Below are 20,515 nucleotides of genomic sequence, written 5' to 3'. Positions count from 1 at the left end.
TTATGGGTGCCGGCTTTCTGTCGATTTGATCACAGAGTATCCCGTATAGGCAAACTGCTAGTAATGGCCTTTTGATGTTGCTCACGGTACATCCCTGGGGTCAGGCCGGTCCATGTCTTGAAGCTGCGGTGGAAGGAGCGCGACTCCGTAAAACCAAGGTAGCTGGCGATGTCCTGGATCGCCAGATCGCTACGCAGCAGGTAGTGCTCGGCCAGTTCCTGGCGCAGCTGGTCGAGGATTTCCTGATAGCTGGTGCCGGACTGCTGCAAATGGCGCTGCAGGGTGCGCACGGTCATGTGGAATTTCTCGGCGACCTTCTCCTTGCGCGGCAGGCCGTCCTTGAGCAGCAGGCGCAGGGCGTTCTTGACCCGCTGCGGCAGCGGCTCGTTGTCGTCCAGGCCGGCCATCATGGTCAGCGCGTGTTCTTCCAGGGTGCGCAGCAGGTTGGCGTCGGCCTGGCGCAGCGGGATGCCCAGGTAGTCCAGCGGCACCAGCAGGGCGTTGCACGGCTGGCCGAACAGCACCGGGCAGCCGAACACTTCCTCGTAGTCGGCCTGGGGCGCGTCGGCCGGGCGGTCGTGCTCGAACCACACCTCGCGCGGCGAGCGGTCCATGTCGGCGATCCAGCGCGCGTAGAGCAGCCAGGAGGCGAGGACGTTCTCGATCATGTGGCGGCGGATCTGCGGGTGTTCGTGGCGGCAGTTCCAGATCAGCCGCACGTGGTCGCCGGCCATCTCCACGCTGCTGGTGCCCATGTCGCCGACCAGCTTCTCGTACGGCACGATGCGGCCCATGGCCTCGCCGAGGGTGGCGCAGTTCATGGTGATGTAGCCGAGCACGCTCCATGAGCCGGGCTGTACGTAGCGCGCCGAGCGCAGCCCGAACAGCGGGTCGCCGGAGACGCGCAGCAGGTGTTCCAGCAGGCGTTCGTGGACTTCGCTGGGCAGGCGCCTGCCGTTGTCCGCCAGGTCGTCGGGGCTGATGCCGGCGGCGTCGCGGGCGGCTTCCACGTCCAGGCCGAGCTGTTCGGCGTGGCGCAGATACTTGATCAGGGCGGGGACCGAGGTATAGCCGAGGGTGAGCATGGTTTTCTTGTTGTTCTGCTTGGCTTGATTGGCGACAGCCGCTGGCCCGATTCGACAGTGACCGGGCCGGGCGGCTGGCTAGTATAGGCAGCCATCGGACAACAGCGGAACAGGTGGGAGAGGGCGGATGCGACGTTGGAACGGATGGGGCGACGAAGCCACCGTGGTGGAGCTGCCGGCGCACGGCGCGGCCTTTCTCGAGGGGCTGGTCGGCGCGGGCCGCCGCTTGCCGGACGCGAGCCTGGAGCAGGTGCTGGCGCGGGTGCCGGAGTCGCGCCTGGGCAGCCGCCACCCGCTGGTCAGCCTGGATGCCGAGGTGCGCGTGCGCCACGCCCGCGGCCAGAGCCTGCCGGACTGGCTGGCCATGCGCTCCGGCGAGTTCGGCGTCTTCCCCGACGGCGTGGCCCTGCCGGAGACCGCCGCGCAGATCCGCGAGCTGCTCGCCTGGGCGCGGCAGCAGGACGCCATCGTCATTCCCTACGGCGGCGGCACCTCGGTGGCCGGCCATATCAACCCGGCGGCCGGCGACAGGCCGGTGCTGACCCTGTCGCTGGAGCGTATGACCCAGCTGCTCGACCTCGACGAGCAGAGCCAGGTCGCCACCTTCGGCCCCGGCGCCACCGGCCCGCAGGTGGAGGCACAGCTACGGGCGCGGGGCTACACCCTGGGCCACTTCCCGCAGTCCTGGGAGCTGTCCACCCTCGGCGGCTGGGTGGCCAGCCGTTCCAGCGGCCAGCAGTCGCTGCGCTACGGGCGCATCGAGCAACTGTTCGCCGGCGGCAAGGTGGAGACCTTCGCCGGCACCCTGGACATCCCGACCTTCCCGGCCTCGGCCGCCGGCCCGGACCTGCGCGAGCTGATCCTCGGCAGCGAAGGCCGTTTCGGGGTGATCTCCGAGGTGCGCGTGCGGGTCACCCGGCTGGCCGAGCAGGAGAAGTTCTTCGCCGTGTTCCTGCCCAACTGGCAGCAGGCCCTGGCCGGCATCCGCGCCCTGGCCCAGGCGCGGGTGCCGCTGTCCATGCTGCGCCTGTCCAATGCCGTCGAGACCGAGACCCAGCTGGCCCTGGCCGGTCACCCGGAACAGATCGCCCTGCTCGAACGCTACCTGGCGCTGCGCGGTGCACGGGCCGGCAAGTGCATGCTGACCTTCGGCGTCACCGGCAACCGGGCGCAGAACGCCCTGTCGGTGAAGCAGGCCAAGCGCCTGCTCAAGGGCTTCGGCGGGGTGTTCACCGGCACCCTGCTGGGCAAGAAGTGGGCGGAGAACCGCTTCCGCTTCCCCTACCTGCGCCACGGCCTGTGGGAGGCCGGCTACGCGGTGGACACCCTGGAGACCGCCACCGACTGGAGCAACGTCGACAATCTGCTGAACCGGGTCGAGGACAGCCTGCGCCAGGGCCTGGCGGACGAGGGCGAGCGGGTGCACGTGTTCACCCACCTGTCCCACGTCTATGGCGAGGGCTCGAGCATCTACACCACCTACGTGTTCCGCCCGGGCGACAGCTACGAGGCGACCCAGGCGCGCTGGGCGAAACTCAAGCACGCCGCCAGCCGGACCATCGCCGACAACCGCGGCACCATCAGCCACCAGCACGGCGTCGGCCGCGACCATGCGCCGTACCTGGCGGCGGAGAAGGGCGAACTGGGCATGGCGGCGCTGCAAGCCATGGCCCGGCATTTCGACCCGGAGCAGCGGCTGGCCCCCGGCGTCCTGTTGGAAGACTGAGATGAGCTGGAACGCCGCCTGGCGTGAAGCCGCGCTGCCCGAACTGGCGGCGCGCGAGTGGGACCTGATCGTGGTCGGCGGCGGCATCAGTGGTGCCGGCATCCTGCGCGAGGCGGCCCGGCGCGGCTGGCGCTGCCTGCTGCTGGAACAGCGCGATTTCGCCTGGGGCACTTCCAGCCGCTCGTCGAAGATGGTCCACGGCGGCCTGCGCTACATCGCCAAGGGCCAGCTGGGCCTGACCCGCGACTCGGTGCGCGAGCGCCAGCGCCTGCTCGGCGAGGCGCCAGGGCTGGTCGATCCGCTGGGCTTCCTGTTTCCCCATTATCGCGGCCGGTTCCCCAGTCCGCGGGTGTTCGGCGGCCTGCTCAAGGTATACGACGCCCTGGCCGGCCAGCGCCTGCACCGCTACTACCCGGTTGGCGAGCTGCGCTACCTGGCGCCCGGGATGCGCGAGCAGGCGCTGCTCGGCGCCACCCGCTTCAGCGACGCGGTGACCGACGACGCCCGCCTGGTCATGCGCGTGCTGGACGAGGCGCGGGCGGACGGCGGCGAGGCGCTCAACGGCCTGCGCGTGGTCGAGCTGAGCCGCGACGGTGGGCGGGTGGTCGGGCTGGTCGCCGAGGACGCCGACAGCGGCCGCCGCTTCGCCTTCCGCGCCCGCGTCGTGGCCCAGGCCACCGGCGCCTGGGCCGACGAACTACGGCAGAAGAGCGGCCTGGAGCACATCCGCCCGTTGCGCGGCAGCCACCTGCTGCTGCCGGCCTGGCGCCTGCCGGTGGCCCAGGCGATCAGCTTCATGCACGTCGAGGACAAGCGCCCGGTGTTCGTCTTCCCCTGGGAGGGCGCCACGGTGGTCGGTACCACCGACCTGGACCATGACGAGCCGCTGAACCGCGACGCGCGGATCACGGCGCAGGAGGTGGACTACCTGCTGGCGGCCTGCGCTCAGGTCTTCCCTGGCGCTGGCATCGGCCGGGCCGACGTGCTGTCCACCTGGGCGGGCGTGCGGCCGGTGGTCAGCGAAGGGCAGGGCGCCATTCGCAGGCCGTCCGACGAGAAGCGCGAGCATGCGCTGTGGACCGAGCCCGGCTGCGTGACCCTGGCCGGCGGCAAGCTCACCACCTTCCGCCTGCTGGCCCTGGAAGTGCTGCGGGCCTGTGCGCCGATGCTCGGCCGGGAGGTGGCGGATGCCGGCCAGCCGGTGTTTCGGGCGGCCGATCCGACGCTGCTGGCGAACCTGGGCCCGGCCCAGCGGCGGCGCCTGGCCGGCCGCCACGGCGCCGCGCTGCCGCGCCTGGCCCGGCTGATCGAGACCCTCGGCGACGGCTGCGTCGGCGCCAGCAATACCCTGTGGGCCGAACTGGCGCTGGCCTGCGACGACGAGCTGGTGCTGCACCTGGACGACCTGCTGCTGCGACGCACGCGCATCGGCCTGCTGCTGGCGGGTGGCGCGGCGGCCGAGCTGCCGCGCATCCGCGAGCTGTGCCAGCCGCGCCTGGGCTGGAGCGATGCGCGCTGGGAACAAGAACAACAACGCTATCTGGCGCTGTGGCGCCAGTGCTACAGCCTGCCGGAGTAGGAGCGGGCTCCGCCTCGCGAACCGGAATTCATTCGCGAGCAGAGCTCGCTCCTACGGGATCAGAAAGGTCATCTTCGTGAACGACAAGAACTACCTGCTGGCCATCGACAACGGCACCCAGAGCGTGCGCGCGCTGCTCTTCGACCTGGCCGGCAACCTGGTCGGCAAGGGCAAGGTGGAACTGGAGCCCTATTACTCCGAGCACCCCGGCTGGGCCGAGCAGGACCCGGAATACTACTGGGCCAGCCTCGGCGAGGCCTGTCGCCGGCTGTGGGCCGGCGTCGACATCGACAAGCGCCTGATCGCCGGCGTCTCGGTCACCACCCAGCGCGGCACCCTGATCAACGTGGACCAGGCCGGCAAGCCGCTGCGCCCGGCCATCCTCTGGCTGGACCAGCGCCGGGCCGAGGTTCACGGGCGGATCAAGGGCCCCTGGGGCTGGCTGTTCCGCCTGCTGCGCGAAGAGGCGACGGTGGACTACTTCCGCACCCAGGCCGAGGCCAGCTGGATCGCCCAGCAGCAGCCGGAGGTCTGGGCGCGCACCCACAAGTTCCTGCTGCTGTCCGGTTTCCTCACCCACCGCCTGACCGGCCGCTTCGTCGACTCGGTGGGCAGCTGTGTGGCCTACCTGCCGTTCGACTACAAGCGCCTGCGCTGGGCCAGGCCAGGCGACTGGAAGTGGCAGGCCCTGCCGGTACGCCCGGAGATGCTGCCGGAGCTGGTCAAGCCGGGCGAGCGCATCGGCTCCATCACCGCCGAGGCCAGCGCCCACACCGGCATCCCCGAGGGCCTGCCGGTGATCGCCGCGGCCTCGGACAAGGCCTGCGAGGTGATCGGCGCCGGCGGCGTGGAGCCGAGCACGGCGTGCCTGTCCTACGGCACCACGGCGACCATCAACACCACCCGCGCCAAGTACCTGGAAACCATCCCGCTGATCCCACCCTATCCGGCGGCGATTCCCGACCACTTCAACACCGAGGTGATGATCTTCCGCGGCTTCTGGATGGTCAGCTGGTTCAAGGAGCAGTTCGGCCACGCAGAACGCCAGCGCGGCCTGGAGCTGGGCGTGGAGGCCGAGACCCTGTTCGACGAGCTGGTTGACAAGGTACCGCCGGGCTCCATGGGCCTGATGCTGCAGCCGTTCTGGTCGCCGGGCATCCGCGAGCCGGGACTGGAGGCCAAGGGCTCGATCATCGGCTTCGGTGACGTGCACACCCGCGCCCACCTGTACCGGGCCATTCTCGAGGGACTGGCCTACGCCCTGCGCCAGGGCCGGGAGCGCATCGAGAAGCGCTCCGGCACCCCGATCGAGCGTCTGCGCATCTCCGGCGGCGGCTCGCAGAGCGACGCGGCCATGCAGCTGACCGCCGACATCTTCAACCTGCCGGCGGAGCGCCCGCACCTGTACGAGACCTCCGGCCTCGGCGCGGCCATCGACTGCGCCGTCGGCCTCGGCCTGCACCCGGACTTCCCCACCGCCATCGCCGCCATGACCCGGATCGGCAAGGTGTTCCAGCCCAATCCCCAGGCCGTGGCGGTGTACGAGCGGCTGTACCGCGAGGTCTACCTGCGCATGTACAAGCAGCTGCGGCCGTTGTACGGCAGCATCCGCGAGATCACCGGGTATCCGGCGTAGCCATTGCCTAACCTGGGCCCGGCGACGGAAACTGCCGCAGCATTGTAACGACAGGGATGTTCATGAAGATCGCATGGGGAATGGTGATCGGGATTTCGATCCTGCATTACTCGGTGATGGGGTATTGGGGTGATTACCCTTCGCGCGAAGCGGAAACACTAATGAGCTGGGCCTTTGCGCTGATGCTGGCCTACTGGTGCCTGGCTGATGCGAAGCGGCGTGGCTACCATCGCCCCTACGAGTTTGGCGCCTTCCTGTTCTTTCTCTGGCCGGTAGTTCTGCCGGCTTACCTGGTGCATACCCGTGGCTGGCGAGGCCTGCTGCTATGTGCCGGACTGTTCTTGTTGGCTCTCGTTCCCTGGCTGAGCGGTACCGTCGCCTACTACGTCAGTTGATCTCCGCTGGGCTGCTCTAACGAGGGCACTTTCAGCCATCGGCGGCGGTCTGCTGTACTCGGTCGGTCGATGGGCGAGGGTTTGGCATGAGCGAACGCAAGGCACTGCTGATCCTGCATGGCAAGCAGGCGCAGAACGAAGAGGTGCGCGCCGCCGTGATGGCGTTGCGCGAGAACGGCTGGGAACTGGCAGTGCGCCTCACCTGGGAGGGCGGCGACGCCGCGCGGCTGGTGGATGAGGCGCTGGCCGCCGGCTATCCCACGTTGATCGCCGGGGGCGGCGACGGCACCCTGCGCGAGGTGGCCGAGGCCATGGCCCTGGCCAACGCCGAGGCGTCCCTGGCGCTGCTGCCGCTGGGCACGGCCAACGACTTTTCCCGTGCCGCCGGCATTCCGCTGCTGCCGGCCGAGGCGCTGTCCCTGCTGGAGTTCGAGCCTCACGCGATCGATCTGGGCGAGGTGGACGGCCAGCTGTTCCTCAACATGGCGACCGGCGGCTTCGGCTCCAAGGTCACCGCCAACACCTCGGAAGACCTGAAGAAGCTGCTCGGCGGCGCCGCCTACCTGCTCACCGGGCTGAGCCGCTTCACCGAGGTGCGCTCGGCGTTCGGCCGCTTCCACGGCCCGGACTTCGCCTGGGAGGGCGACTTCCTCGCCCTCGGCATCGGCAACGGCCGCCAGGCCGGCGGCGGCCACGTGCTGTGCCCGCAGGCGAGCATCGACGACGGCCTGCTGGACATCTGCATCGTGCCGGCCGCCCAGGACGTGGTCGGCACCCTGGGCACGCTGCTCTCCGGCGGCATCCTTGGCCTGGAGGCGGTGTCGGTGACGGCGCGCCTGCCGTGGCTGGAGGTGGAGGCGCCGGAAGGGCTGGACATCAACCTCGACGGCGAGCCGCTGACCGGCAACCGCCTGCGCTTCGCCGCGCGGCCCGGGGCGCTGCGCCTGCACCTGCCGGATATCTCGCCGCTGCTGTCCACGTCCTAGTCGTCGGCGTGGATGATTCCCTCGCGCAGGGCGTAGAGCACCAGGCCGGGCACGTCATGGATGTCCAGCCGCTTCATGATCTGCGCGCGATGCGCCTCGACCGTCTTCACGCTGAGGCCGAGGCCCTCGGCGATGGCCCGGGTGGGCGTGCCGCGGGTGATCAGCCGGAGAATCTCGATCTGCCGCTGGGTCAGCCCGTGGTCGCTGGGCGGCGGCTCGTGGGCTAGCGCCTGCTCGATCACCGGCTGGGCGATGGCCGAGCTGAGGTAGCGCTCGCCACGGCCGATGGCGCGTAGCGCCAGGTGCAGCTCGGCCATGGCGGCGTCCTTCAGCAGATAGCCCTGGGCGCCCCGGCGCAGGGCGTCGAGGACCACGCCGGCCTCGCTGTGCATGGACAGCATCAGCACCTTGCTGGCCGGCGCCACCTGGGCCAGCGGCCGCAGGGCCTCGAGGCCGCTGACGTCCTTCATGGAAATGTCGAGCAGGATGATGTCGGGCTTGAGTTGGCGGGCCTGCTCGACCACTTCCTGGCCGTCCTCCGCCTCGCCGACGATCTCGAAGCCCGGCAGTTCGTCGACCATGGCGCGCACGCCGACCCGGATCAGCGCGTGGTCATCCGCTAGCAGGAGACGGCAGTTCATCGCCGCCCCCCGGTGCCTGCTCTACGGCAGGTTGCGCAAGGCGCAACAGGGGAAAGCATCGTCCGGTTCCCTCCCGTTCTGCCCCGTATCCGACAGGGCGTCGACCGGCGGTCGACGTCGGGGCCAGGTGGTATCACTCTAGCTAAGGATTCGTCCGAGTGGTCAAGGTTCGCCCGAAAGGACCTGCGGTCGTATGCGGCCGTACTGGACGATCAGCTGGGGCAGGCTCTGCAGCGCTTCGCTGCTCTGCGCCGCGCCCAGGCGCAGGGCTTCCTTGGGCATGCCGAAGACCACGCAGCTGGCCTCGTCCTGGGCCACGGTGCGGGCGCCGGCCTCGCGCATGGCCAGCAGGCCGCGGGCGCCGTCGTCGCCCATGCCGGTCATGATCACGCCCAGGGCGTTGGGCCCGGCATGCCGGGCCACCGAGCGGAACAGCACGTCCACCGAGGGCTTGTGGCGATTGACCGGCGGGCCGTCGAGCACCTCGACGAAATACTGCGCGCCGCTGCGCTTGAGCTGCATGTGCCGGCCGCCGGGGGCGACCAGGGCCAGGCCGCTGCGCACCCGGTCCATGTGCCTGGCCTCGCGTACCTCGATGCGGCACAGGCCGTCCAGGCGCTGGGCGAAGGCGGCGGTGAACTTCTCCGGCATGTGCTGGACGATGACGATACCCGGGCAGTCCACCGGCAACTGGCGCAGCAGCACCTCCAGGGCCTGGGTGCCGCCGGTGGAAGTGCCCAGCGCCACCACCCGGTCGGTGGTGGCGAAACCGACCGCGCCGTTCCGCTCGGTACGGGGCGGCGCGGGGGCGGCCGGCGCCGGCGGGGTGCGCGGCATGGCGTGCGGCTGGCTGCGGGCGGCGGTCTCGATCTGCCGGATCAGGTCGCCGGCGATCTGCTGCAGGCTGTCCTTCAGGCCCAGGCGGGCCTTGGTGAACACTCCCACCGCGCCGGCGGCCAGGGCTTCCAGGGTGATGTCGGCGCCGGCCTCGGTGAGGGTCGAGCAGATGATCGCCGGGGTGGGGCGCTCGGCCATGATCTTGCGCAGGAAGGTGATGCCGTCCATGCGCGGCATCTCCACGTCCAGCACCAGCACGTCGGGCCATTGCCGGTGCATCTTCTCCAGGGCGAACAGCGGGTCGGCGGCCTGGCCGATCACGCGGATGCCGGGGTGGTTGTCCAGGCAGGCGGTCAGCACCTGGCGGACCAGGGCTGAGTCGTCGACGATGAAGACCTTGATCATGGCGGCCTCAGGTTCGCTCGAACACGGAAGGGCGCAGCGTGCGCAGCGGCAGCGCGAAGCCGTGCAGGCTCTCGGCGTGGCCGATGAACAGCAGGCCGCCGGGGCGCAGCCGCTCCACCAGGCGCTCGACGATGGCGCGCTTGTCCGGGTTGCTGAAGTAGATCAGCACGTTGCGCAGGAAGATCACGTTGAACGGCCCGACCTCCGCCGGCAGTTCGCGCATCAGGTTGAGTTCGGCGAAGGCCACCCGATGGCGCAACTGCTGGCCGATGCGGAAGCTGCCTTCGTGGTCGTTGACCCCGCGCAGGCAGTGGCGCTGCAGCCAGCCGGCGGGGAACTGTGCGGCCTGCTCCAGCGGGTAGATGCCCTGGCGCGCACGCTCCAGCACGCGCAGGCTGAGGTCGCTGGCGAACACCGACCAATGCGGCGTGCGGGCGTGCTCGGCGAGGGTCATGGCGATGCTGTAGGCCTCCTCGCCGGAGGAACTGGCGGCGCTCCACAGGTGCAGCGGGCCGCGCTGGGCGGCGGCCCATTGGCCGAGGAACTCGAAGTGCCGGGGCTCGCGGAAGAAGTAGGTCTCGTTGGTGGTCAGCAGGTCGATCACCAGGCGCCGCTCGTCCTGGTTGGCCGGCTGGCGCAGGAAGTCGACGTACTGGCGGAAGTTGCCCTGGTCCAGTGCCCGCAGCCGCGACATCAGCCGGCCGGCTACCAGCATGCGCTTGCTGTCGGCCATGTGGATGCCGGACACCTCCGCCATCATCTGCTGCAGGTAGCGGAACTCGCCGTCGGACAGCTTGGGCAGGTGCCGGTGGGCCATCACACCGCCTGTTGCGCCAGGCTCAGCTGGCGGATGTCGTCCAGCGACAGCACCCGGCGCACGTCGAGGATGATGGTGAAGCCGCGTTCGTCGCGGGCCATGCCGGCGATGAAGTCGGTGCGGATGCCGGTGCCGAACGGCGGCGCCTGCTCCACGTCGCGCGGGTCGATGTCGAGCACCGCGTCCACCGCGTCGACCACCAGGCCGATGCGCTGGGCCTGGCCGTTGCCGTCCAGCTCCAGTTCGATGATGACGATGCAGGTGCGCTTGCCCGGCTCGGTCAGCTCGAAGCCGAAGCGCGCCGCCAGGTCGAGCACCGGCACCACATTGCCGCGCAGGTTGATCACGCCGTGGATGAAGGTGGGCATCATTGGCACGGCGGTGACCTGGTCGTACTCGATGATCTCGCGCACCAGCTCGATCGGCAGGGCGTAGCGCGCCTGGCGCACGCGGAAGGACAGGTGCTGCACGCTGTCGTCCAGCGTTTCGCTGCCGTGGGGGGCGGTGATGGCGTTCATGTGACCCCCTCAGTTGAAGCTGACGAACTGGCCTTCGTCGGACAGCGGCTGCGGCCGCCGTTCCGGGCGGCGCAGCTCGCGCAGGTTGCTCGGCCGCGGCGGCTCGGGGCGGCGCTGGGCGCTGCCGGCGTGCTGGCCGTCGAGGCGGAAGTAGCCGATCAGCTCCAGCAGCTGGCCGGCCTGGGCGTTCATCTCCTCGGCGGTGGCCGCCAGCTCCTCGGAGGCCGAGGCGTTCTGCTGGGTGATCTGGTTCATCTGGCCCATGGCGATGTTGATCTGCGCCGCACCGCTGCTCTGCTCCTGGGAGGCGGCGGTGATTTCCTGGACCAGGTCCGAGGTCTTCTGGATGTTCGGCACGATCTCGTCGAGCAGATGCCCGGCCTGCTCGGCCAGGTGCACGCTGCTGCCGGCCACGCCGCCGATTTCCTGGGCGGCGACCTGGCTACGCTCGGCCAGCTTGCGTACCTCGGCGGCGACCACCGCGAAGCCCTTGCCGTGGTCGCCGGCGCGGGCGGCCTCGATGGCGGCGTTGAGCGCCAGCAGGTTGGTCTGGTAGGCGATGTCGTCGATGATGCCGATCTTGTCGGCGATCTGCTTCATCGCCTGGACCATCTCGCGCACGGCGCGGCCGCCGTCCACGGCGTCGTTGGCCGCCTTGCCGGCGATGCCGTCGGTGACCCGCGCGCTGTCGGTGTTCTGGGCGATGGAGGCGGACATCTGCTCGACCGAGGCGGTGGTCTCCTCGACGCTGGCGGCCTGCTCGGTGGCTGCCTGGCTCAGCGACTGGGAGGTGGCGCTGACTTCCTCGGAGGCCGAAGACAGCGAGTCGGCGGCGCTGCGCACGTCGGCCATGACGCTGCGCAGGCGCTCGGTCATGTGCTTCATCGAGGCCAGCAGGCGGCCGGTCTCGTCGCGGCTGTCGGCCTCCACGGTCACGCTCAGGTCGCCCTCGGCCAGGCTGTCGGCCACGCCCACCGCGCGATTCAGCGGGCGGGTGATGGAGCGGGTGACGAAGATGCCGATGGCGAAACCGATCAGCGCGGCGACCAGCACCAGCACCAGCATCTGCGCGCGGGCGCCGGTGTAGATCTCGGTGATACCGTCGTTGGCTTCCTTGGCGCGGGTCTTCTTCTGCGCCACCAGCTCGGAGATGGTGGCGTCGGCGCCATTGCCATGGGCGCGCAGCTGGGGCATCAGCGCGCTGAGTTCGCTGGTCTGGGCCAGGTCGCTGTTTTTGCTCGTCTCGAGCATCTGCAGGGCGGTCTTCTCGTACTCGGCGAGCTGGACGTCGAGTTCCGCCAGGCGGGCGATCGACTGCTCGCTGTCGAAGCTGGCGCGGGCCTTGTCGAGGTTCTGGTGCAGCGCCTTGATCGCCTCGTGCACCTGGGCGGCGGTGCTCTCGCGCTCCGCCAGAGAGGTGGCGAGCATGTTGCTGCGCAGGTGGCGGCCCAGGTAGATGAGGTCCATGTTGGCGTTCATCATGTTTTCCAGGGCCTGCATCTCACGGTTGTACATCTGGTCCGACAGGTCGTTGACCCGGGCCAGGTTGGCGATGCCCAGGGCGCCGACCAGGGCGGTGAGGAGCACCACCAGGGTGAACCCGGCGATCAGGCGCACGCCGATCTTCATGTTGCGGATGAATTGCATGGTGGACTCCTACGACCCGGTCAGGTCGGGTCGCGGTTGGGGGGAACGGAATTCGCTTTCGATGTGCTGCTGCAGCTGGCGCAGCAGGGCGGCGATGTCGAGGATCAGGGCGATCTGCCCGGAGCCGAGGATGGTCGAGCCGCTGATGCCCTGCAGGTGCTGGAACAGCAGGCCGAGCGGCTTGATCACGGTCTGCAGCTCGCCGTGCAGGCGGTCGACGATCAGCCCCGCCTGCTGGCGGCCCAGGCTCACCACCAGGATGTTGCGCCGGCCGCGCGGGCGCGACGGCAGCTCGAAGTGGGCGGCCAGGTCGATGCACGGCAGCGGTTTGCCGCGCAAGTTGAGGTAGCCGTAGCGGCCGTCCAGGCCGGCGTCCAGCTCCAGGCATTCGGTGACCAGCTCCAGCGGGATGACGAAGTGCTCGTCGCCGATGCCGACCAGGAAGCCGTCGATGATCGCCAGGGTCAGTGGCAGGCGGATGCGGAAGGTGCAGCCCAGGCCGGGGCGCGACTCGATCTCGATGCTGCCGCGCAGGGCGTCGATGGCGCTGCGCACCACGTCCATGCCGACGCCGCGGCCGGACAGGTCGGACACCGCGTCGGCGGTGGAGAAGCCGGCGGCGAAGATCAGCATGTGGGTGTCCGCCTCGGCCAGGCTGGCCTGCGGGTCGAGCAGGCCGCGCTCGATGGCCTTCTCGCGGATGCGCGCGGTGTTCAGGCCGCGGCCGTCGTCCTCCACCTCGATCACGATCATGCCGGAGTCGTGGTAGGCGTTCAGGCTCAGGCGGCCCTCGGCCGGCTTGCCGGCGGCCAGGCGCTGCTCGGCGGACTCGATGCCATGGTCGATGGCGTTGCGCACCAGGTGGGTGAGCGGGTCGGCCAGCTTGTCGATCACCGAGCGGTCCAGCTCGGTGTCGGCGCCGTGGATGTCCAGGCGGATCTGCTTGCCGAGCTGCTGGCTGACGTCGCGCACCACCCGGTGGAAGCGGTTGAAGGTGTCGCCGATCTCGATCATGCGCAGCTTCAGCGCGGCCTCGCGGATGGCCTCCACGTGCTGGTTGACCGTCTGGCTGCTTTCCACGCAGTCGGCGCTGCCCTGCAGCTGGGCCTGGAGCTGGGCACCGGCGGCGCTGATCACCAGTTCGCCGACCAGGTTGATCAGCTCGTCCAGCTTGTTGGCCGCGACGCGGATGTGGCTGCTCTCGCGCGGCGCCCGCTCGCGGGCCGACTGCTGCTTGGCCAGGGCGGCGTTGACCGCCTGCGGCGGCACCATGCCGGCCTCGACCAGCACCGAGCCGAGCGGCGCCTTGAGGCCGTCGCTCCCGGCCTGCAGGGCGAGGCCCTGGTTCAGCTCGTGCTCGGTGAGCAGGCCGCTGGCGATGAGAATGCGGCCGATGCGTTCGTCGGTCTCGGGCAGGTCCTGGATCAGCCGCAGATAGTCGTCCAGCTCGCTGTCCGGCGGCAGGATGCGCAGGGTGCAGAAGTCGTGGATGAACTCGAAGACGTCCTCGATCTCGGCCTTGCCGGCCGAGCTGCAGAGGGCGATCTCCAGGCCCAGGTAGCAGCTTTCCGGGTCCATCTCGGCGAGGTCGGGCATCTGCTCGGCGAGGGTTTCCAGGTGCAGGATCTGGCCCAGGCGACCCAGGTAGCGGACGAAGGAGGCCGGGTCGAAGCCGTTGCGCAGCAGGTCCGGGTGGAAGCGCAGGGAGATGTGCCAGGCGCCGGCCGCGTCGCAGCTGACGCAGCGCTCCAGGGCGCCGCGGCGGGCGCAATCGTCGTCGCCGTCCTGGCTGGCGATCAGGCGCGGCGCGCCGCTCTGCTCGGCCAGGGCGTCCAGCAACTGGGCCTGGTGCGCCTCGTCCACCGGCAGCTCGCCGCTGTCCGGGTCGATCAGTTCGAGCATCGAGGCGATCTCGTCGAGGCAGCGCAGCATCAGCGAGACCAGCGCCGGAGTCAGCTGGCGCTCGCCGTCGCGCACCGCCATCAGCAGGTTTTCCAGGTGGTGGGTGAAGTTCACCAGCGGGGTCAGGGTGAACAGCCCGGCCGAGCCCTTGAGGGTGTGCATGGCGCGGAACAGGCCGTTGACCGCCTGCGGGTCGTCCGGCGCCTGGTCGAGCGCGAGCAGGTATTCCTCGGCCTGCTTGGCGAGGTCGCGGCCTTCCTCGATGAAGCCGCGCAGCAGCTGGCTCCACTGGTCTTCATCGAGCATGGTCGTCTCCGTGCAGCAGCGCATCCAGGCGCAGCAGTTCGAGCAGTTCGCGCACCGCTTCGCCGGGCGCGACCAGCCGCAGCCCGCCGCCGGCGCCGTCGAGGTGGCGCCGGGCCGCCAGCAGCAGCTGGGCGCCGGCGCTGTCGAGTTCCTCCAGAGCGGCCAGGTCCAGCTCCCAGGCGGCCTCGCGCCCGGCGGCGAAGGCGGCGAGCAGGGCGTCGCGCGCCTCGGCCACCTCGTAGATGGTCAGGCTGCCGCCGAGGCTCAGGCGGGCGGGGGCGGGCTGGGCGAGCGCGAACATCTCAGCTGGCCAGCTTGTCGACCGCCGACAGCAGCTGCTGGGGCTGGAACGGCTTGACGATCCAGGCCTTGGCGCCGGCCGCCTGGCCTTCCGCCTTCTTGCCCTGTTCGCTCTCGGTGGTGAGCATGACGATGGGGGTGAAGCGGTACTCGTTGCGCGCCTTGATCTCCTTGACCAGGCCGATGCCGTCGAGGTTGGGCATGTTCACGTCGCTGATGATCAGGTTGATCTTCTGGCCGTTGAGCTTGCTCAGGGCGTCGCGGCCGTCCACCGCCTCGATGACCTGGTGGCCGGCACCGGTGAGGGTCATCTTCACCAGCTGGCGCATGGAGAGGGAGTCGTCGACGATCAGGATGGTCTTGCTCATGGCGTGCTCTCAGAAAAAGGTGATGTCGTCTTGCCGGGGCGCCGCCGCGGGTGCGCGGCGCCCATGGCGTTCCTCGGCGGTGGTGAACTGGCGGCGCAGGTCGGCCAGCCAGCGCTCCGGCTGCAGGTCGGGCTGCGCCTCGTGGGCGGTGCGCTGCAGGCGGTCGAGGTCGGCCTGCAGGTGGTCGAGCATCTGGTCGGCGCGGTCCTGAAACTGCAGGCTGACGACGATTTCCTGGATGTCGGCCTGGGTCACGCGGACGTCGTGCTGCAGCTGGCGGGTGGTCTCGGTGAGTTCGTCGAGGCTGCCGGTCAGCCCCTGCATCAGCTCGCCGGTGACCTGGTCGAGGTAGCGCAGGTTGCTTTCCTCGCTGCCGGACATCTCCTCGGCGGCGGTGACGGTGCCGCGGATGGCGCCGTTGATCTCGCCGACCTTCTCGACCATGCGCTGGCCGGTCTCGGCCGACAGGCTGGACAGCTTGCGCACCTCGTCGGCCACCACCGAGAAGCCACGGCCGTACTCGCCGGCGCGGGCCGCCTCGATGGCCGCGTTGAGCGCCAGCAGGTTGGTCTGGCTGGCGATGTCCTGCACGTGCTTGGACATGCCCTGCAGCTCGCTGGCGTACTGGTTGAGGCTGCCGATGGTGCCGAGCAGCTGGCGCTTGCGTTCGCCGGCGGCGTGGAAGGCGGCGGACACCTCGTCGAGCCGCTGGTTGGCGTGGCGCAGCCCTTCGGTGACGCCGCCGCCACCGATCACGCTCTCGGAGTGGCCGAGGGTCTGTTCCAGGCGCTGGGCCAGGCTGGAGAAGCGCTCGAACAGCCGGCCGATGTTGTCCTGCAGCACATGGCGGATCTGGCCGAGGTTCTCGCCCCAGGCCGGTAGCACCGTCTGCAGCAGCGGTGCGTAGGCCGGCGGCGCCGGCTCGGTGGGCGGGGCCTCGGCAGCGGAGGCGGGCGTCGGGGCGGCAGGTCGCAGCGGCAGCGCCGCACCGGCGCCGAGCAGCAGTCCGGCGCCGGCCAGCCAGGGCTGGAACAGCAGGGTGCCGGCGGTGGCGAGCGCCAGGCCGAGCCAGAGAAGGCAGTAGGCGAGCACGGGGCGGGGCCTCGGAGGGTCGGATGGATGTTGCGAACGGTAGGCCCGGATGCCCGGCGGCGAAATCGGGGAGACCCCTAGGGCCCCTAGGGGCGCCACCGATGCCTGCCGGTGGCGTGGCTGGGCGGGCGCTGGCATGATGGCATTCGGCCGCCTTCAGTCCCGGGGCGGCTGGCCGATATCTGGCACAGGCTCTGCCCGGGGCTCGGCTAGACTGATGGGACACGAAAGGAGTAGGCGATGGCCGGCATTCTCGATACGGTTGATCAACGCACCCAGCTGGTGGGCGAGAATCGCCTGGAAATCCTCATGTTCCGGCTGGCGGGGCGACAGCTGTTCGCCATCAACGTGTTCAAGGTGCAGGAGGTCCTGCAGCTGCCCAAGCTGACGCTGATGCCGCACCGCCATCCCTACGTCTGCGGTGTGGTCAACCTGCGCGGTCAGACCCTGCCGGTGATCGACCTGTCCCAGGCCATCGGCATGCGCCCGCTGACGCCCAACGAGAACAGCACCATCATCGTCACCGAGTACAACCGCTCGGTGCAGGCCTTCCTGGTCGGCGGGGTGGACCGCATCCTCAACCTCAACTGGGAATCGATCCTGCCGCCGCCGGGCGGGGCGGGGCGCCAGCACTACCTGACCGCCATCACCAAGGTGGACGACCAGATCGTCGAGGTGATCGACGTGGAGAAGGTGCTGGCCGAGATCGCGCCGATGAGCACCAAGGTCTCCGACGAGAAGCTGGCCGAGCCGCTGCTCGCCAAGGCGGTGGGCCGTGAGGTGCTGCTGGTGGATGACTCCGGCGTGGCCCTCACCCAGCTGCGCGGCACCCTCGGCCAGCTCGGCCTGCGCACCCATTCCGCCAGCGACGGCCTCAAGGGCCTGCAGTTGCTGAAGAAGTGGGCCGACGGCGGCGAGGTGATGACCGACAAGCTGCTGATGGTGATCACCGATGCCGAGATGCCGGAAATGGACGGCTACCGCCTGACCACCGAGATCCGCAACGACCCGCGCCTGCGCGACCTCTACGTGGTGCTGCACACCTCGCTGTCCGGCAGTTTCAACGAGGCGATGGTGAAGAAGGTCGGCTGCGACAGCTTCCTTTCCAAGTTCCAGCCGGACAAGCTGGTCGACGTCATCGTCGACCGTCTGCGCCGCGATACCTGACCGCCGGGCTTGAGCGCCCGGCATGCTCCCCGTATAACCGCCGTCTAATTTCGCAGGGCCGCCGGCGTCTTCCATGCCGGCGGCCCGGCCAGGCCCAATCGCCCAGGATGTCGGTTCATGCAGCTTTCCGCCCTCTATCGCTACCCCCTCAAGTCCGCCCGGGGCGAAAGCCTCGCCAGTTCGCCGCTGGAGGCGCTGGGCCTGCAGGGCGACCGCCGCTGGATGCTGGTGGAGCCGGAGAGCGGCCGTTTCCTGACCCAGCGTCTGCTGCCGCAGATGAGCCAGCTCACCGCCCTGTATAACGCCGATGGCGGCCTGAGCCTCAGCGCGCCGGGGTTCGGTAGCCTGGAAGTGGCGCTGCCGCACCCCGACGAGGGGCTACGCGGGGTGACCATCTGGCGCGACAGCCTGCGCGTGCCGGACGCCGGCGACGCCGCGGCCGAGTGGCTGAGCGCCTTCATCGGCCGGCCCTGCCGCCTGGTGCAGGCGCCCGAGTCGCGCACCCGCCAGGTCGACACCGCCTACGCCCAGCCGGGCGACCGGGTGGCCTTTCCCGACGGCTTTCCGCTGCTGCTGATCGGCCAGGCCTCGCTGGACGACCTATCCGCCCGGGTCGGCCGTCCGCTGGAGATGCTGCGCTTCCGTCCCAACCTGGTGGTGGAGGGCAGCGCGCCCTACGCCGAGGACGAGTGGAAGCGCATCCGCATCGGCGCGCTGGAGTTCGAGGTGGCCAAGGGCTGCAGCCGCTGCATCCTCACCACCATCGACCCCGGCACCGGCGTGCGCAACGCCGACCGCGAGCCGCTGACCACCCTCAAGACCTACCGTGAACGCAATGGCGAGGTCTATTTCGGCCAGAACCTGCTGCCGCGCGGCACCGGCGAGCTGCGCGTGGGGATGTCGGTGGAAGTGCTGGAATGACCCCGTAGACCGGATTGCATCCGGGTCATGGGGCCGGGCTTCGTAGGGTGCGCCGTGCGCACCTCAATGGGCACGGCATTCGCATCCGGTGCGCACGGCGCACCCTACCTGAAGGCGCCCGTCGTGCTCACTGGTCGTCGAAGAAGCGTTCGTGCCAGTCCACCAGCGGCTGCGGCACGCCGAGCTTCTGGCCGTAGATCACCGAATAGGACAGCACGTTCTGCACGTACTGGCGGGTCTCGTCGAACGGGATGTTCTCCACCCACACGTCGAAGGCCAGGTGGTCTGCGCCCCTCAGCCACTGGCGCACGCGGCCCGGGCCGGCGTTGTAGGCGGCGGAGGCGAGCACCCGGTTGCCGTTGAACTGGCCGTGCACCTGGCTCAGGTAGGCGGCGCCGAGCTGGATGTTCTTCTCCGGCACCAGCGCCTGCTGCGGATCGGCCAGCGGGATGCCGAACTTGCGCGCGGTCTCCTTGGCGGTGCCCGGCATCAGCTGCATCAGGCCCATGGCGCCGACCGGCGAGCGGGCGTCGGCCATGAACGCGCTTTCCTGGCGGGTGATGGCGAACACCCAGCTGGAGTTCAGGCCGCGCAGCTTGGCCTGCTGGGTGAGGCTGGACTTGTGCGCCATGGGGAAGCGGATGTCCAGGTCGTCCCAGTACTGGGCCTGGCTGATGGTGCGGATCGCCGGGAAGTACCACTCCTTGTCGTAGGCCAGCCTGGCCTGGGCCACCAGTTCCTCGCGGCTGAACAGGCGGCTGACGTGATACCACTCCCGGCGGCCGTCGACGATCTGGCCGCGGTCGTGGAATTCCAGGGCGCGGCGGATGCCGGCGGTGCTGCGCACCTTCTGCATCAGTTGCGGGTCGATGGCCATCGGCCGGTTGTTCAGGCTGTAGGGCGCCTGGATGCGGTCGGCGGCGAGGAAACCGTAGAAGTCGCGCTCCTTGGCCAACTGGCCGTACAGGGCCATCGCCTGCTGGTCCTGGGGCTTGGCCAGTTGCAGGCTGCGCGCATGCCAGTAGCGCCAGCGGCTGGTGGTGGCCAGGTCCGCCGGCAGGCGGCTGGTCAACTGGTAGGCGTCTTCCCACTGGCCATGACGCAGCAGCAGGCGGGCACGCCATTCGGACACGGTGTTGTCGCGCAGTTCCGGGTCGTACTGGGCCATGACCCGCAGGGCGCGGATGTCGAAGCGCTTGGCCAGGGTCAGGCCGATCTCGCGGGCGATGGCGACCTTCTCGTCGCTGGAGAACGGCAGCTTGCCCGCATAGACCTCGAGCAGGCTCAGGGCCTTTTCCGGGTCCTGGCGGGCCAGGCGGCGCAGGCCGAGGCCGGCGGCGTCGGCCATGTAGTGGTCGGCGGGGGCGAAGCGGGCGGTCTGGCTCATGATCTGTGGCTTCTGCGCCGCCTCGATCATCAGCTCGCCCTGCTTGCCTTGGCTCGGCAGGCCTTTCACCAGGTAGCTGGCGAGGCCGTAGTTGCGCGCCTCGGCCGCCAGCTTGGCGCGCTTCCAGCGCCGTTCCTCGGTGAGCTGGCCGTCGGCGCGCCAGGTGCCGAACAGGGTGTCGCAGGCTTCGGGCTGGGACTTGCCTACCAGCCACAGCTTCTCCGCCGCGGCGCGCGCCTCGGCCTGCATGCCCTGCTTGTACAGGTACTGGCCGTAGAGGCAGTCCAGCTCGGTGAAGTTGAGCTTGGGGTCGTAATGGTTGGCGAAGGTCTGCCATTCGCCGCGCTCGGCCAGCCAGCGCAGCCAGCGCAGCTTCATCCAGCCCGCCTGGGGCAGGTCGCCGTGCTCGGTGAGGAAGGCCTCGATCTCGTCGTTGCTCGCCCACTTCAGGCGCGCGGTCAGCTCGTCATAGGCCAGGTAGGGCTCCAGCGGGTAGTCGCGCAGGGCACTGGCGTAGCGCTGATAGGGGCCCTTGTCGCCCTTGGCCAGGGCGCGCTTGGCCTCGTCGTACATCTGCCGCTGCTGGGACAGGCTGGCGGCCTGCACGGCGGACAGGCCGAGGGTGCAGGAGAGGAAGGCGGAAAGCAGACAGAATAGAGGGCGGCGCATGACACATCCGGGCAGATAAAGGCGAAACGAAGCGGCGAGCTTCCTGAAATGCGCCTAGCTTAGCCTGTTGCTCCCTGCGCGAGAATGCCGCAGGACGCTCCAGCAAAGGCGCCAGCATTGGGCCAGCCTAA

18 protein-coding genes are annotated in these 20,515 nt (G+C 69.7%); 7 read left to right on the top strand and 11 right to left on the bottom strand.

Features of this window, described 5'->3' with window-relative positions; translation table 11 throughout:
* Positions 1-29: 29 nt before the first annotated feature.
* Positions 30-1,085, bottom strand: coding sequence for an AraC family transcriptional regulator (locus N7640_RS11165; RefSeq protein WP_279904784.1), 1,056 nt, complete (start codon positions 1,083-1,085; stop codon positions 30-32).
* 127 nt (positions 1,086-1,212) lie between these two features.
* On the opposite strand from N7640_RS11165, the gene N7640_RS11160 reads away from it, so the two are divergent.
* The 5 genes from N7640_RS11160 to yegS all read left to right on the top strand — a co-directional run bounded on the left by N7640_RS11160 (position 1,213) and on the right by yegS (position 7,407).
* Positions 1,213-2,811: an FAD-binding oxidoreductase gene (locus N7640_RS11160; RefSeq protein WP_279904783.1), complete on the top strand. Its 1,599-nt coding sequence runs from the start codon at positions 1,213-1,215 to the stop codon at positions 2,809-2,811.
* A gap of 1 nt (position 2,812) precedes the next feature.
* On the top strand, positions 2,813-4,390 hold the full coding sequence (locus N7640_RS11155) for a glycerol-3-phosphate dehydrogenase/oxidase (protein WP_279904782.1): 1,578 nt from the start codon (positions 2,813-2,815) through the stop codon (positions 4,388-4,390).
* 76 nt (positions 4,391-4,466) lie between these two features.
* Positions 4,467-6,026 carry an FGGY-family carbohydrate kinase gene (locus N7640_RS11150; protein ID WP_279904781.1) on the top strand — a complete coding sequence of 520 codons (1,560 nt, stop codon included), beginning with the start codon at positions 4,467-4,469 and terminating at the stop codon, positions 6,024-6,026.
* 62 nt (positions 6,027-6,088) lie between these two features.
* On the top strand, positions 6,089-6,421 hold the full coding sequence (locus N7640_RS11145; protein WP_279904780.1) for a hypothetical protein: 333 nt from the start codon (positions 6,089-6,091) through the stop codon (positions 6,419-6,421).
* 86 nt (positions 6,422-6,507) lie between these two features.
* Positions 6,508-7,407 (top strand): lipid kinase YegS, encoded by a 900-nt coding sequence (yegS, locus tag N7640_RS11140; protein WP_279904779.1) that lies wholly within the window; start codon positions 6,508-6,510, stop codon positions 7,405-7,407.
* Here the strand turns inward: yegS and N7640_RS11135 are convergent.
* The 9 genes from N7640_RS11135 to N7640_RS11095 form a co-directional block, all read right to left on the bottom strand.
* Positions 7,404-8,048 (bottom strand): response regulator transcription factor, encoded by a 645-nt coding sequence (locus tag N7640_RS11135; protein WP_279904778.1) that lies wholly within the window; start codon positions 8,046-8,048, stop codon positions 7,404-7,406. The genes yegS and N7640_RS11135 overlap by 4 nt on opposite strands.
* 162 nt (positions 8,049-8,210) lie before the next feature.
* Positions 8,211-9,290, bottom strand: a complete 1,080-nt coding sequence (locus N7640_RS11130; protein WP_279904777.1) for a chemotaxis response regulator protein-glutamate methylesterase — start codon at positions 9,288-9,290, stop codon at positions 8,211-8,213.
* A gap of 7 nt (positions 9,291-9,297) precedes the next feature.
* Complete coding sequence (locus N7640_RS11125) at positions 9,298-10,107, bottom strand: CheR family methyltransferase (RefSeq protein WP_279904776.1); 810 nt, start codon at positions 10,105-10,107, stop codon at positions 9,298-9,300.
* Positions 10,107-10,625, bottom strand: coding sequence for a chemotaxis protein CheW (locus tag N7640_RS11120; RefSeq protein ID WP_279904775.1), 519 nt, complete (start codon positions 10,623-10,625; stop codon positions 10,107-10,109). The genes N7640_RS11125 and N7640_RS11120 overlap by 1 nt, the downstream gene beginning before the upstream one ends.
* Before the next feature lie 9 nt (positions 10,626-10,634).
* Positions 10,635-12,272, bottom strand: a complete 1,638-nt coding sequence (locus tag N7640_RS11115) for a methyl-accepting chemotaxis protein (RefSeq protein WP_279904774.1) — start codon at positions 12,270-12,272, stop codon at positions 10,635-10,637.
* A 9-nt stretch (positions 12,273-12,281) separates the two neighbouring features.
* Positions 12,282-14,480 carry a chemotaxis protein CheA gene (locus N7640_RS11110; protein WP_279904773.1) on the bottom strand — a complete coding sequence of 733 codons (2,199 nt, stop codon included), beginning with the start codon at positions 14,478-14,480 and terminating at the stop codon, positions 12,282-12,284.
* Complete coding sequence (locus N7640_RS11105; RefSeq protein WP_279904772.1) at positions 14,470-14,781, bottom strand: STAS domain-containing protein; 312 nt, start codon at positions 14,779-14,781, stop codon at positions 14,470-14,472. The genes N7640_RS11110 and N7640_RS11105 overlap by 11 nt, the downstream gene beginning before the upstream one ends.
* Position 14,782: 1 nt before the next feature.
* Positions 14,783-15,148 carry a response regulator gene (locus N7640_RS11100; RefSeq protein WP_220814946.1) on the bottom strand — a complete coding sequence of 122 codons (366 nt, stop codon included), beginning with the start codon at positions 15,146-15,148 and terminating at the stop codon, positions 14,783-14,785.
* A gap of 9 nt (positions 15,149-15,157) precedes the next feature.
* Positions 15,158-16,378 carry a methyl-accepting chemotaxis protein gene (locus N7640_RS11095; RefSeq protein ID WP_279904771.1) on the bottom strand — a complete coding sequence of 407 codons (1,221 nt, stop codon included), beginning with the start codon at positions 16,376-16,378 and terminating at the stop codon, positions 15,158-15,160.
* A gap of 102 nt (positions 16,379-16,480) precedes the next feature.
* On the opposite strand from N7640_RS11095, the gene N7640_RS11090 reads away from it, so the two are divergent.
* Positions 16,481-17,407 (top strand): chemotaxis protein CheV, encoded by a 927-nt coding sequence (locus N7640_RS11090; protein ID WP_279904770.1) that lies wholly within the window; start codon positions 16,481-16,483, stop codon positions 17,405-17,407.
* A 117-nt stretch (positions 17,408-17,524) separates the two neighbouring features.
* Positions 17,525-18,328, top strand: coding sequence for an MOSC domain-containing protein (locus N7640_RS11085; RefSeq protein WP_279904769.1), 804 nt, complete (start codon positions 17,525-17,527; stop codon positions 18,326-18,328).
* A gap of 127 nt (positions 18,329-18,455) precedes the next feature.
* On the opposite strand, the gene N7640_RS11080 is transcribed toward N7640_RS11085, so the two are convergent.
* The gene (locus N7640_RS11080; protein WP_279904768.1) at positions 18,456-20,384 is read right to left on the bottom strand and encodes a transglycosylase SLT domain-containing protein; all 1,929 of its coding nucleotides are present in this window, start codon (positions 20,382-20,384) and stop codon (positions 18,456-18,458) included.
* Positions 20,385-20,515: the final 131 nt, after the last annotated feature.

Source organism: Pseudomonas sp. GD04015 (assembly GCF_029837675.1).
Taxonomy (GTDB): Bacteria; Pseudomonadota; Gammaproteobacteria; order Pseudomonadales; family Pseudomonadaceae; genus Aquipseudomonas; species Aquipseudomonas paralcaligenes.
Note: the sequence above shows the minus strand (reverse complement) of the source record. Positions and strands in the feature narration are given on the sequence as shown.

Coding starts and splice junctions, on each gene's coding strand:
- N7640_RS11165 (WP_279904784.1), bottom strand. CDS start 1,085: ATGCTCACCCTCGGCTATACCTCGGTCCCCGCCCTGATCAAGTATCTG.
- N7640_RS11160 (WP_279904783.1), top strand. CDS start 1,213: ATGCGACGTTGGAACGGATGGGGCGACGAAGCCACCGTGGTGGAGCTG.
- N7640_RS11155 (WP_279904782.1), top strand. CDS start 2,813: ATGAGCTGGAACGCCGCCTGGCGTGAAGCCGCGCTGCCCGAACTGGCG.
- N7640_RS11145 (WP_279904780.1), top strand. CDS start 6,089: ATGAAGATCGCATGGGGAATGGTGATCGGGATTTCGATCCTGCATTAC.
- yegS (WP_279904779.1), top strand. CDS start 6,508: ATGAGCGAACGCAAGGCACTGCTGATCCTGCATGGCAAGCAGGCGCAG.
- N7640_RS11135 (WP_279904778.1), bottom strand. CDS start 8,048: ATGAACTGCCGTCTCCTGCTAGCGGATGACCACGCGCTGATCCGGGTC.
- N7640_RS11130 (WP_279904777.1), bottom strand. CDS start 9,290: ATGATCAAGGTCTTCATCGTCGACGACTCAGCCCTGGTCCGCCAGGTG.
- N7640_RS11125 (WP_279904776.1), bottom strand. CDS start 10,107: ATGGCCCACCGGCACCTGCCCAAGCTGTCCGACGGCGAGTTCCGCTAC.
- N7640_RS11120 (WP_279904775.1), bottom strand. CDS start 10,625: ATGAACGCCATCACCGCCCCCCACGGCAGCGAAACGCTGGACGACAGC.
- N7640_RS11115 (WP_279904774.1), bottom strand. CDS start 12,272: ATGCAATTCATCCGCAACATGAAGATCGGCGTGCGCCTGATCGCCGGG.
- N7640_RS11110 (WP_279904773.1), bottom strand. CDS start 14,480: ATGCTCGATGAAGACCAGTGGAGCCAGCTGCTGCGCGGCTTCATCGAG.
- N7640_RS11105 (WP_279904772.1), bottom strand. CDS start 14,781: ATGTTCGCGCTCGCCCAGCCCGCCCCCGCCCGCCTGAGCCTCGGCGGC.
- N7640_RS11100 (WP_220814946.1), bottom strand. CDS start 15,148: ATGAGCAAGACCATCCTGATCGTCGACGACTCCCTCTCCATGCGCCAG.
- N7640_RS11095 (WP_279904771.1), bottom strand. CDS start 16,378: ATGCCAGCGCCCGCCCAGCCACGCCACCGGCAGGCATCGGTGGCGCCC.
- N7640_RS11090 (WP_279904770.1), top strand. CDS start 16,481: ATGGCCGGCATTCTCGATACGGTTGATCAACGCACCCAGCTGGTGGGC.
- N7640_RS11085 (WP_279904769.1), top strand. CDS start 17,525: ATGCAGCTTTCCGCCCTCTATCGCTACCCCCTCAAGTCCGCCCGGGGC.
- N7640_RS11080 (WP_279904768.1), bottom strand. CDS start 20,384: ATGCGCCGCCCTCTATTCTGTCTGCTTTCCGCCTTCCTCTCCTGCACC.